General features: G+C 64.9%; 10 protein-coding genes. 3 read left to right on the top strand and 7 right to left on the bottom strand.

Annotation, left to right across the window (positions count from 1 at the left end):
* Positions 1–71 precede the first annotated feature (71 nt).
* The 5 genes from CBI38_RS28300 to CBI38_RS28280 form a co-directional block, all read right to left on the bottom strand.
* Complete coding sequence (locus CBI38_RS28300) at positions 72–1,076, bottom strand: DUF7064 domain-containing protein (protein WP_109334180.1); 1,005 nt, start codon at positions 1,074–1,076, stop codon at positions 72–74.
* A gap of 620 nt (positions 1,077–1,696) precedes the next feature.
* Positions 1,697–3,133 carry an aldehyde dehydrogenase gene (locus CBI38_RS28295; protein ID WP_109334178.1) on the bottom strand — a complete coding sequence of 479 codons (1,437 nt, stop codon included), beginning with the start codon at positions 3,131–3,133 and terminating at the stop codon, positions 1,697–1,699.
* Between the two features lie 37 nt (positions 3,134–3,170).
* Positions 3,171–4,277, bottom strand: a complete 1,107-nt coding sequence (locus tag CBI38_RS28290) for an NAD(P)-dependent alcohol dehydrogenase (protein ID WP_109335425.1) — start codon at positions 4,275–4,277, stop codon at positions 3,171–3,173.
* Positions 4,278–4,334: 57 nt separating this feature from the next.
* Entirely contained in the window at positions 4,335–5,558 is a 1,224-nt protein-coding gene (locus CBI38_RS28285) for an NAD(P)/FAD-dependent oxidoreductase (protein WP_109334176.1), read from the bottom strand.
* 4 nt (positions 5,559–5,562) lie between these two features.
* Entirely contained in the window at positions 5,563–6,885 is a 1,323-nt protein-coding gene (locus CBI38_RS28280) for a cytochrome P450 (protein ID WP_109334175.1), read from the bottom strand.
* A gap of 343 nt (positions 6,886–7,228) precedes the next feature.
* Between CBI38_RS28280 and CBI38_RS28275 the strand changes: the two genes are divergently transcribed.
* Positions 7,229–7,549 (top strand): 2Fe-2S iron-sulfur cluster-binding protein, encoded by a 321-nt coding sequence (locus CBI38_RS28275; protein ID WP_109334173.1) that lies wholly within the window; start codon positions 7,229–7,231, stop codon positions 7,547–7,549.
* 8 nt (positions 7,550–7,557) lie between these two features.
* On the opposite strand, the gene CBI38_RS28270 is transcribed toward CBI38_RS28275, so the two are convergent.
* Positions 7,558–8,538 (bottom strand): response regulator transcription factor, encoded by a 981-nt coding sequence (locus CBI38_RS28270; RefSeq protein ID WP_418328292.1) that lies wholly within the window; start codon positions 8,536–8,538, stop codon positions 7,558–7,560.
* Positions 8,531–9,673: a LuxR C-terminal-related transcriptional regulator gene (locus CBI38_RS28265; protein WP_109334171.1), complete on the bottom strand. Its 1,143-nt coding sequence runs from the start codon at positions 9,671–9,673 to the stop codon at positions 8,531–8,533. Before CBI38_RS28265 ends, CBI38_RS28270 begins: the two co-directional genes overlap by 8 nt.
* A 245-nt stretch (positions 9,674–9,918) precedes the next feature.
* Here CBI38_RS28265 and CBI38_RS28260 point away from each other — a divergent pair, with 245 nt between their 5' ends.
* On the top strand, positions 9,919–10,698 hold the full coding sequence (locus CBI38_RS28260; RefSeq protein WP_109334169.1) for an enoyl-CoA hydratase/isomerase family protein: 780 nt from the start codon (positions 9,919–9,921) through the stop codon (positions 10,696–10,698).
* A 105-nt stretch (positions 10,699–10,803) separates the two neighbouring features.
* Positions 10,804–12,483, top strand: coding sequence for an AMP-binding protein (locus tag CBI38_RS28255; protein ID WP_109334167.1), 1,680 nt, complete (start codon positions 10,804–10,806; stop codon positions 12,481–12,483).
* Positions 12,484–12,494 lie beyond the last annotated feature (11 nt).

The raw sequence follows: 12,494 nt of genomic DNA, 5'->3' as shown, positions 1-12,494 counted from the left end.
TTCAGCAGCGCAGCGCGCCGAAATAGGACGGAGGAGTTGAGCCGGCTCGATCGTCGGGAAGACTCGACTTTTCAGGGACGAGCCCCGGCACGCAGTCGACCGTGCCGAGACATCCGTTCGCCCAGGAATTCCAAACCGAGGACGTCCGTCGCCTCGGCGTAACCGACCCGATTGCCGACCTGGTAGCGAAACAAGCTCTGGCAACTGACATAGGCGGGGCTGAAGCTGTACCACGGAGCGCCACCCACAGCGGTTCCGAAGAACTCGTGTTTCTTGCCCCGGACGTCGACTGCGGTGATGTGGTTGGTGACGGCGATCAGATCGACCCGGGCCGCCTCGACGGTCGCGTGGGTGATTCCGTAAAGTTCGCCGTCCTCGACGATGTAGCCGAACCGCAGCCCCTCGTAGACCACCTCGCCGTTTCGAATGCCTAGGGCCATCCCCAGGTGTAGGCCGAAGTCGGGGCCGAGCGTCACATGGATCCAAGCAGCACCGCTGTGGCCGAGCTCGGCGCGGGGGCCCCAACTGCGATCCATCCCGTCGAAGCAATCGACCTGGTACTCCTTGCCGCGAAGTTCCAGAGTTCCGGTTACGTGCCCGATCATGTCGTAATGGCCGTTCGCCCATACGTCACCGAGTCCGGTGTCGATCGGGCCGTCGGTACCGGCCACAAGAGGGTTTTGCGTGGCATCGTGAACGTCGAAGGGTTCGTGCAGCCCCCGGAACTCGAGGTCGAAGCGGCAGGCGCCGAGTGCGTGCTCGTACGACACTCGGAAATCGCGGGGCGCGTTCGTTGCCTCGAGACTCAGCCCACTCTCGAGGGTGAACTTCGAGAACGTCTTCGGCGCTGGCACATGCATCTGAGGGTCGGTGAAGTCGATCTCATAGGGATGGGTGCAGAATCCGGAGTGAACGACCACCGACGAAATGGTGGCGCCGACATTCGGCCGAGACAACACGTAGGCGTTGCCCAGGATTCCGGCTTCCGGAACAGAGAAGACCAAGACGATGGTCTCAGCCCAGGTATGGGCCGATGGCTCGCTTGTGTGGTAGTCCACGTCCGCAGCGGTGATCACAGCAGCTCCTCGGTTGTTCGGAATGAATTCCTGATGACCGTAGGCAGCGCAGTGTGATCCACGCTACGTGTGCTCCCCGAAATGACCCAGAAGAGCACGCGATTTCTTCCTTGCGGGGGAGTGGGACGAGACGGTTATTCGAGCTCTTGGAACCGTCGGCCGTTCACCGCAGCCGAATACCGCGCATGGTGCCGTGTTAGAGGCCGTCGTTGATTCCAGCTGCTCGTCACCGATGAGGGCGACGTTCACCCGCCACGCAGCAAGGACCTTTACCGTAGTGGGGAACGTAGGCTCTCGAGGAACCTGAGGGTGATAGTCGGGACAGAAATGCCGACACTGCGCCTCGACGACGTGGACTGACCTGTGTGAATTCGGTGCCAACGCGCACGTTCACAGATGTGCGCAGTCCTCGAGAGCAAGAACTTTCGCGCGTACTGCGAACCCGCGATTCCAAGTCCGCGGTGGTGCAACCTTTTCAAGTTACTCACACCGAAAAGATCTATTCGTCCTGCGAAGTCGACCATGGCGAGCTCTTCTTCGGTGACGGCGTCTCCGGTGCTCATTGTCTGAATAAGCCAGTGCGGCCGTGCGTGTGTCGCACGGCTGCACCGACCCGGGGGTTAGCGGACGTCGAGGTAGATGCTTTTGAGTTGTTGGTAGCTGGCGAGGCCTTCGGGTCCGAGTTCGCGGCCGAGGCCGCTGTTTTTGATGCCGCCGAAGGGGGCGGTGGGGTCGTTGGTGTAGCCGTTGATGCCGACGGTTCCGGTGGCGATGTGGCGGGCGAATTGGGCGCCGCGTTCGGGGTCGGCGGTCCAGACGGAGCCGCCGAGTCCGTAGTCGGAGTGGTTGGCGATGGTGATGGCTTCGGATTCGTCGGTGTAGGGGATGACGGAAAGGACGGGTCCGAAGATTTCTTCCTGGGCGATGGTGTGGCCGGTGTCGACGTCGGCGAAGACGGTGGGTTCGACGAACCAGCCGTGGTCGAGTTTGTCGGGTCGGCGGCCGCCGGTGGTGACGCGTCCGCCGTCGGCGCGGCCCTTGTCGATGTAGCTTTCAACGCGGTGGCGTTGTCGGGCGGAGACGAGTGGTCCCATCTGGGTGGTGTCGGAGAGAGGGTCGCCGACCGAGATGACTCTGGCGAGGTCGGTGATGGTGTCGACGATTTCGGTGTAGCGGGAGCGGGGTGCGAGGACGCGGGTGCCGAGCCAGCAGATCTGCCCGTTGTTGAGCAGTGTTGCCGCGTAGAAGGATTCGAGGTTGGCGGCGAGGTCGGCGTCGTCGAGGATGACGGCGGCGGATTTGCCGCCGAGTTCGAGGGTGACCGGGCGGAGCAGTTCGCCGCAGGTGCGGCCGATGGCGCGGCCGGCGGCGGTGGAGCCGGTGAAGGACACCTTGTCGATGCCGGGGTGGGCGACGAGGTAGGCGCCGAGTTCTCGGCCGCCGGGCACGATGTTGAGTACGCCGGCGGGAAGGCCGGCGGCGATGGCGGCCTCGGCCATCAGGAACGCGTCGAGGACGGTCTCGGGGGAGGGTTTGAGGACGACGGTGCATCCGGCGGCGAGGGCGGGGGCGAGTTTGAGAAACGTGATGGCCTGGGGCACGTTCCAGGGGACGATGGCGCCGACGACGCCGATCGGGGAGCGGGTGACGAGGGTGGATCCGCCGAGCATGCCGGGCCGGATCTCGTCTTCCTGTTTCGCGGCCATCTCGCCGTAGTAGCGCAGTAGGAGCGGTGGGAAGCCGCCCTCGAACTGGCGGGCGAGGGTGATGGGCATGCCGTTCTGGCTGCTCACCCGGGTCGCGGTGTCTTCGGCGCGGGATTCGAGTTCGTCGGCGAAGCGGCCGAGGACCTCGGCGCGCTGGGCCGCGGTCCGGGACCCCCAGTCGGTGAGAGCGGTGCGGGCGGCGTCGACGGCGTCGTCGATGTCGGTGTCGGTGCCCTCCGGCACGGAGCCGATCTGCTGCTCGGTGGTCGGGGAGATGACCGAGATGGTCGCGTCGCCGGACGGCCGTGCCCATCCGCCGCGGATGTAGAGATCGGGGTAGTCGATCGTCATCGGGTGTCCTTCGTAAGTGGGGGTTCGGAGTGGGTGGTCAGTGATGCACGAGGACGGGTTTGAGGACCTCGCCGCGGTGCTGGGCGTCGATCGCGTCGTTGATCTTCGCGAAGGGGAAGGTGGTGACGAGTTTGTCGAGGGGGAATTTGCCAGCCTTGTACAGGTCGACCAGTTCGGGGATGAAGTCGTCGGGGACGCTGTCGCCCTCGATGATTCCGGTGATGGTCAGCCCCATGGCGAGGGAGTTGATGATGTTGAGCGGCACCGACGATTCCGGGTCGGCGGGCACACCGATGAGACCGATCTTGCCGTGGAAGGTCATGGCGCCGACGAGGGATGCGATCACGCCGGGGATGCCGGAGGTGTCGATGGCGTAGTCCACCCCAGCGGGGATGATGGCCCGAACCTGCTCGGCGACCGGGCCGGCGGTGGGGTCGATCACGTGGGTGGCGCCGAGTTCGAGGGCGAGCTCACGCCTCGACTGGTGCGGTTCGACGGCGATGATGGTGGCGCAGCCGCGGACGACGGCGCCCATCACGGCGGCCAGACCGACGGATCCGGCGCCGGCGACGAGCACGGCCGATCCGGGTCGGCAGTTCAGTGAGCGCATCACCGCACCTGCGCCGGTTTGGATCCCGCAGCCCAGGGGTGCGAGGAATTCGGCGGGGACGTCGCCCGGGACCTTCACGACGTTGCGTTCGAACGCGATGCTGTGGGTGGCGAAGGAGGATTGGCCGAAGAACAGGCCGGTCAGGGATTCGCCGTCGGTGGTGGTGATCGGTCCGGTGCCGTCGTCGCGGACGCCGTCGTAGGCGAGGTGCATGAACTGGTGGCAGTAGGAGGGTGCCCCGGTGGTGCAGGACGGGCAGGTTCCGCAACTGTTGAAGGTGATGGCGACCCGATCACCGGGGGCGACCTTGGTGACGCCGTCGCCGACTTGCTTGACGATGCCGCATCCTTCGTGTCCGAGGACGGCGGGCAGTGCGGTCGGCAGGGCCCCGTCGCGGGCGGCGAGGTCGGTGTGGCAGATACCGACCGCCTCGATCTCCACGAGTACCTCACCGGCGCGGGGGCCGTCGAGGGTGATCGGTTCCAGGGTGAACTCGGTGCGCGGTTCTCTCGCGACTGCTGCAAGTGCTTCCATCGTCATTACTCCATGTCTTGAAGGCCGGGCAAGTGAAACCGGCCGATATCGAAATGCTCAGAGAACGGCTTCCCGCAAAGAAATAACGGGATCTGCGAGCGCGGCGGGGTCAATCTTGGTGCGGTTGCTGATGAATTTCTTGCCCGCCATGAATTCGGCTGCGGCATTGACGGTCTCGACGGCGACCGGAATGCCGTCGGTGTTCAGATGGAAGAGGGCGAAGGAAGACTCGGAGGGGTTGCCGCGCAGGACAGCCCTCGTGTCGGGGCCGACCATCCCGGCCATCTTCATCTTCAGGTCGAACTGGTCGGACCAGAACCACGGAACCTCGTGCGGAGGAAGCGGCGCTTCCATGATGACCGCCACCGCCTGCTTCGCCTGTTCGACTGCGCTGGGGATGCTTTCGAGGCGCACCATCTTGCCGAGGGTGTCGTGCAGTCGGTAGGTCACGTCCCCGATCGCAAGGACGTGCGGGTCGCTGGTACGTGCCGAGCCGTCCACGACGATACCCGCGAGGCATTCGAGCCCCGATTCCCGGGCCAGCGCGTCGTTCGGGATCGCACCGACACCCACCAGGACCATGTCGCAGGGAATTTCGGTTCCGTCACCCAGCGCGACCCCATTAACCCGCCCGTCCGTGCCTGAGATCTCGCGGACCTCGGCGCCCGTGATGATGCGAGTTCCGCGGTCTCGATGGAATTCGGTGAGTACGCTGGATAATTCGGGACTGGCGACCCGTGCCAGCACCCTGTCTTCCCGTTCGATCACCGTGACCTCGCATCCGCGAGCCCGGGCCGACGCTGCGACCTCGAGCCCTACGTATCCACCGCCGATGATGGCGAGTGCCGATCCGGTGTGCACGGCGTCGCGCAGCAGCGTGGCGTCGGCGAGCGTGCGCAGACTGAGCACTCCTTCGAGATCGCTGCCCGGCAGTGTCAAGGTTCGCGGCGCGGCGCCCGTCGCGAGGACGAGTGTCGTGTACTCGAGGACTGTTCCGGACGCGGTCGTCGCGGTTCGGGCATCGCGATCGATCCCGACCACCGGATCTCCCAGCAGCGTCTCGATGTGGTTGTCGGCGTAGAACGCTTCCGGTTTCAGCCACTGGACGAACTCGTCGTCTGCGTACTTCTTCGACAGTGGTGGGCGGTGATAGGGCGGGTGGGTTTCGTCCCCGCACAGGACGATGCGGCCGTCGAACTTCTGCTGCCGCAGCATGCCGGCGAGTGTGCCGCCGGCATGCCCGGCCCCGACGATCACCACGGTCGGTGTTGGGTGCGACATCAGGCTACCTGGTGAACTGGATCTGGACGGGCATGTTCTTGAGTCCGCCGACGAAGTTGGTCTGGATCATCTTGGTGTCGTCGACCAGCTCGAGCGACTCGATGTGGGGGAGCAACTCCTCGAACATGATCTTGAGTTCCAGCTTCGCCAGGTGCTGGCCGATGCACATGTGCGGGCCGTAGCCGAACGCGATGTGCTTGTTGGGCCGGCGGGTCGGGTCGAAGCGGTCGGGATCCGGGATGACGTCCGCGTCACGGTTGCCCGACTGGTAGAGAAGCATGAATCGGTCGCCCTTCTTGATGTCGCGACCGCGGAGCGTGTAGTCCTGAGTCGCCTGACGCATGAAGTGCTTGACCGGCGATGCCCAGCGCAGCGACTCGTTGACGATGTGTGGGGCGAGCGCCAGGTCCGATTTCGCCTTCGCCAGCAGGTCGGGGTTACGGCCGAGTTCGAGCATGCCGCCGGCGAGGGTGCTCGACGTGGTGTCGTGTCCCGCGGTGGCGATCGCGATGAAGTAGCCGTAAGCCACTTCGTTGGGGTAGTACTCGCCACTCTCGTTGCGCGCCACCGAAATGATCGTCGCGAGGTCGTCACGCGGGTTGGCGCGACGGTCCTCCAGCAACTTCTCGAAGTAGGCGTAGAAGTCCTGAATTGTGGCCACCCACTGCTTCGCGGCGGCGTCCGGGGTGAGCGGTTCGACATCCTCACGGACGGCGTCGGGATCGGCGGTGCCGAAGAATTCCTGCGTCAGCGCCATCATCCGAGGCTCGTCCGATTCGGGTACCCCGAACAGGCTCATGATGACATGGAGGGGGTAGTGGAGTGCGAAGTCCTTGACGAAGTCGATCCGCCCGTCCGTCTCCAGGAGCCTGCCGACCGCGGCCTTGGCGAGGTCGCGGATAACCGTTTCCCACTTCGCGAGGTTGGTCGGCCGGAACCAGTCCAGCGCGATGTCCTTGATCGCGGTGTGCTCCGGAGGGTCGAGGTAGGTGAGGGTCTCCAGGATGCGGAGGCTGCCGTTGTTGATGCTCTTGGTGAACGCGTCGCCGGCCTGGTTCGCCAGGATCGGATTTACGGACCCCTTGTCCTCGCCTCCCGCGCTGGTGAAGATGTCGGGCTGGCGCTCGATCTCCATGATGTCGGCGTGCTTGCTCACCAGCCAGATGGGGTCGTAACCCTCCAACTCGGCGCGGCCGAGAGGATTGTTCTCGCGTAGCCAGCGGTAGGCCTCGAATAGCGCGTCGTTGTCCCGGTGTCCCTCGGGCAATACGATCTGACGGGCGACGGCGTCCGGGATCAGTTCCGTGACCTGTTCTGTGGTGCTCATCAATTCCCCTTCGTGGTGCAGTGAGTTCCGGCGCCGTGTGTCGCGGCGCCCTCGCCGACTGGAGTGACATCAGCCTGTCAGTCATGAGAGTGAGGGGCATCACACCATTGATCGAAAGTTGTCCACCTAATGGGGTATGTGTGCTTGGTCACGCAGTTGGTGGCGGCCTCGTGCGGCGGAACTTCACCCCACCGGAGGGGGGTAATACGTCGAAGTGGTGATGTGCCGGTTCAGTGATCCGCGACACAATTTTGGTACAGAACGCGGCCGAATCCCGGGACGGCAACCCACTCGGCGAGAGGGACCGCGCAGACGTCCACAGAACACCCCGAAGGAGATTGCCATGCCCACCGTCGTATACCAGCTGCCCGACGGCTCGACCTCGTCCGTCGACGTTCCAGCAGGCCAGAGCGTGATGGACGGGTCGGTGCGTAACAACCTTCCCGGCATCGTCGCCGAATGCGGCGGTAGCTGCTCGTGCGCCACCTGTCACGTGTACCTCGATGAAAACTCCTGCGGGTCGTTCGACGAGCCGACATTGGAGGAACAAGACCTGCTCGAGTTCCTCGACGGCGTCCAGCCGTGTTCTCGCCTCGCGTGCCAGCTCGTGCTGACACCGGACGTGGATACCGTCACGGTGACCGTCCCGCCCTCGGACGCCTGACGTCGGAGTCACCGGGTGGTGGACTGATACTTCGCGATCAGCTCGGCGCGGTTGGTGGCGCCGAGTTTGCGGAGGATGTGTTTCACATGCGACTTGACCGTATCGACCGTGATAACCAGTTCGGCGGCGATGGTGGAGTTCGACGCGCCGGTGAGAATCAGCCGCACGACGTCCGCCTCGCGTTCGGTCAGCGGGTCGAGCAGTCGCCGATCGGCGTCGTCCTGCTCGGTCCCGGCCGACGCGAGGTCGGGAGAACCTACGGTCACCGCGTCGAAGTCCGTGTCACCGGTCCACCGCTGGACACCTTCCCGGAGAAGGGCGTCCTGGCGGTCGCGGCGGGATTCGAGCCCGACCCGCTCGAAACACCCACCGAGCACCTCGGCGAACACTTCCAGGGCGTGGCGCCCCGCGCCGTCGAGTGATGTACCGACGTGGAGCAGCGCAGCCGCGATCCCGTCGACGACGACGGGGACGACTGTGAATCCGTTGACGCCCAGCGCCTCTCGAAGCTCGGCGCGAACGTGGGATCCGACCGCGACCGCGTTCGTCTCGAGGGCGTGCTCTTCGGGAGAACCTGCCGGGAGGTCGAACTCGGCGGGCAGAGCGGGCGTCGTGTCGGGGTCGGCGCTGAATGAGGCGAGGGGAACGATCCGGTCGCCGTCGAGTCGCGAGATCACAACCTTGTCCGCGGAGCAGAGTTCGGCGACGCGTTCACACGCTCGCCGCATGAGTTCCGCACTCGAGGCGGCATCGTCGAGTGCGTGCACGGCACGATCGATACTCCTCGCGATGGCATCGATCTCGGCGGCCCGCGTCGAAGCGAGCGTGTTCCTGCGGTCGAGAAGGTCGACGAGACGCCGGCCGAGTTCGACGGCGTGCTCCGAACTCGCCGTGTGCATTTCGGTGAGGATGTCCGAGATGGCGCGATCGAGTTCGTCGTCCGGAGTGTCCTCGCCGGGTTGCGATGCGGATCGGGGAACGTCAGCCACCGTTCACCGTCATGGCATGGGCACCCGTCTTGGCATGGGCACACAGCGCTGCCACCTCGGCTCGCGTCGAGACGCCGAGCTTCTTGAAGATCCGCTGGACATGGGACTTGACGGTGCCGTCGGAGATGCACAGCCGCCGAGAGATGGTCCCGTTTGTCGCGCCCGTCGCCATCAGCGTCAACACCTCACGCTCGCGGGCCGTCAGCGTGTGCGCGCGAGGGATGGCGGGTGCTTGCGCATTGACATCCGTACTCGGCGCGCCTGCGGGGGGTTCGCAGGTAGCCAGTTCCGGCATCGTGACGGGTGCCTGCTCGAGATGCCGCAGTGCGCGAGTCAGGCGTTGGATCTCGGCGTCGACGTGCTCGTTGCGCGCAGAGATCTGTTGCCGCAGGTCGGCGCGTTCCTTCACCGACGCGCAGACACCTGCCAGCGCTCCGACGATATGGACATCGGTGTCAGTCAGGCTGTCGCTCTGGCGGTCCACGTGAATCATTGCCACCGTGCGTGAGTCGACGACGATGGGGACCGCAATGTATCCCGCCGGACGTGACAGGTCGATAAGAGGGCGGTACGTGTGCCGGTAGGTGTCCACGCCGTCTACGGCATACGGCCGACGGCGGCGCACCAGTTCGGCCTCGCGGGGAGCCTCGCGCAGCGAGATCTCCCGGCCGTCGATCGCCGTGACGAGTTCGTGGAAGTCTTCGGTCAGGCTGGGGTTGACCGCTAGCGCAATGGGAGACCAGGTGGAACCGCGAACCACGGAGAACATCGCCTTGCCGTATCCCAGGCTCGTGCACAATTCCTGCGTCACTGTGCGGGCGATGTGGTCGGCGCGGGCATCGATGGCGCGGACCACCTGCTGCAACGCCTCGAACTGCTCGGTATGGACGTGGAGCCGGCGAGCGATGTCGTCCCGGCTCGCAGTGTCGAGTCGTGTCACGAGTTCCGCGAGGCGCACAGCTAGCTCGGCTGACTCGGGGCCTTCCCGCAGTTTCCGGGCCGCGAACGCGCGGATCACTGTCAGATCCGGCTCGCCGTCCGCCAAGCGGACGAGGTTCAGTTCGCTCCCCAGTAGGTCATGCAACTCGGCAACTGCTTGCTGGGCAAGCTCGAACGGACTCGTCGAAATGACCACTCACTACTCCTTGCGCCGCGGCTGCCGCACGGACGGCGACGACGCTGCCGCACGCCCTGTGACACGAAGCACAGTATAGATCGGTGTCACCTGGGCGTTCCGTCACCGTCGCGAGCCTCACCACCAATGTATATGGTCAGTCCAAATTCGTCACCCCCCTTCGGGAAAATCGCATCGGTTCTTGTTTCTCCCGGCAATCGAGTACTAGGGTCGAATGGTACGACCAAAATGGAAGGAACCGCACCATGGGGCAGCCTGTCCGATACGACGTCGACGAGCATGTCGCCGTCCTTACTCTCGACCGGCCCGAGACGCGCAACGCGCTGTCCGACGATCTGCTGGACGAGCTGCTGGCCGCGCTCGAGCGCGCCCGCGGGGACGACGACGTGCGGGTGGTCGTCCTGGCCTCGTCGCACGAAAAGATCTTCTCGGCGGGTGGTGACCTGAAGGCGTTCGCGAGCGACACCCCGACGATCGTCAAATATGCCGGACTGGACCGATTTCCGAGGCTCTACCAACTCATCGGCGGCCTCGGGAAGCCCGTGATCTGCGCGGCCGGTGGCGACGTCCTGGCGGGTGCGTTCGGGCTCGCTCTGGCCTGCGACTTCGTGCTCGCCAAGGAGTCGGTCACATTCGGGTGCCCGGAAATTAACGTCGGCGTCTTCCCGTTCATGATCTCCGCCTTGATCTACCGGAACGTCGGGCGGCTCAAGGCGAACGAGCTGATGATGTGTGGCGAGTCGATCACCGCCGCGGAAGCGCTCGAATTGGGGCTCGTCAACCGGGTTATCCCGGACGGTGAATTCGACACAAAAGTGCAGGAATGGGCGCGCCGGCTTGCGAGCAAGTCGCCGCTCCTCATGCGTCTCGGCAAGGACGCGATCAACAACACCCGCGACATGTCTTTGCCCGCCGCCCTCACGGCGCTGCAATCTCAGCTCGCGCTCGCGTTCACGACCGAGGATATCGTCGAGGGCGTTACTGCGTTTCGCGAAAAGCGTTCTCCTGTATGGACGATGCGATAAGAGCACGAGCGACAATCCGTTGCATTTTCGGTCCGACCATTATATTGTGAGGACCAACAGGGTATTTACGCCCGCTACACATCTGCGCTCAGAGGAAGGCTTCCCATGGCGTTCGCATCGGTCACCGATCGCTACTCGGACGAACAGATCCGAGAGTTCTATGCCACCGGGCAGTGGCACCGTGACACGTTCTTCGACCTGCTCGAGGCTCAGGTCGCCGAGCGGGGCGACCGCATCTTCCTCACCGACGACACCAGCGGAGGCATCACCTTCCGGCAACTGCGCGACAAGGCTCTGTGCCTGGCGGTGGGCCTCCGGCGTCACGGCGTCGCCGCCGGCGACCGTGTGTCGGTGCAGGTTCCGAACTGGATCGAGTTCGCTGTCATTTCAGTCGCGTTGTCTCGACTGGGCGCCATCCTCGTGCCGATCATGCCGATCTACCGCCGCGCCGACGTCGAGTACATCTTGAATAATGCCGGGGTCCGGCTGGCGATCACGCCGCAGCATTTCAAGAAGTTCGACTACGCCGGCATGTACACCGAACTCCTGGATGCCGTCGACTCGCTCGAAGACGTCGCCGTCGTCCGCGGTAACGGCGAGTTGCCGAACGGATCAGTGTCGTTCGAGTCGCTGTCGGTGGATGTGAGCCCGGACGAGGCGACTGCCGAACTCGGTCCCGGTGTCGGACCCGACGAGCCGTTCGTCATCGTCTACAGCAGCGGCACGACGTCCCGGCCCAAGGGTTGCATCCACACGTTCAACACGATGGCCTGTGGGTCGCGACTGCTGGCCAAGGGGTTCGCCTACACGCCCGACGACGTGCAGTTCGGGCCCTCGCCGATCACCCACACCACCGGTCTGGTCACGAGCATCATCCTCCCTCTCATACATGGCGCGGCGTCACATCTCATCGAGGTGTGGGAACCGGTTCGTGGGATAGAGCAGATCAAAGAACGCGGGTGCACCGTCGCTGTGAGCGCCACGACGTTCCTGCAGATGCTCATGGACGCCTACGACCCGGCAGTCCACGACATCGGCAGCATGCGGCTGTGGGTCGCCGCCGGCTCCCCGATTCCGGGGAGCTTCGTCACCAAGGCCGCCGACCAGTTCCCGAATCTGCAGGTGCTCAGCCTGTACGGCCGCTCCGAGAACGTCACCACCACCATGTGCACCGTCGACGACGATCCGCAGCGGTCGATCACCTCGGACGGCCGTCCGCTGCCGATGCAGTCGGTGAAGATCGTCGACGAACTCGGCGACGAGGTTCCGCGCGGGGAGGAGGGCGACATTGCCTACAAGGGCGCCATGCACATGCTCGCCTACTTGCACAACGACGAGGAGACAGCCAAGCTCTTCACGCCGGACGGCCACTCCCGCTCCGGCGACCTCGGCCGGATGGACGAGGACGGCTATGTGCGCGTCACCGGCCGCACCAAGGACATCGTGATCCGCGGCGGCATGAACATCAGCGTCCGTCAGGTCGAAGATCTCCTGGCGGCACATCCCGCGGTGCGCGGTGTCGCGGCGGTCGCGATGCCCGACGAACGGCTCGGCGAGGCCGTATGCCTGTACCTCGTTCCTGCACCGGGATACGGCGACATCACTCTGGAGAAGATCAAGACCTACCTGCTCGAGCAGGGAGTGGCCATCCAGAAGGTTCCGGAGCGGCTGGAGCTCGTCGAGGCGTTGCCGACGACGGCGACGGGCAAGATCCAGAAGCACCTGCTGCGCGCGCAGATCGCGGAGAAGATCGCGGCCGACCGGGAGGCCCGGGCTGTCGTCTGACCGAACGGGAA

The organism is Rhodococcus oxybenzonivorans (genome assembly GCF_003130705.1).
GTDB classification, from domain to species: domain Bacteria; phylum Actinomycetota; class Actinomycetes; order Mycobacteriales; family Mycobacteriaceae; genus Rhodococcus_F; species Rhodococcus_F oxybenzonivorans.
The sequence above is the reverse complement of the archived record's forward strand: the minus strand, read 5'-3'. Positions and strand labels throughout refer to the sequence as shown.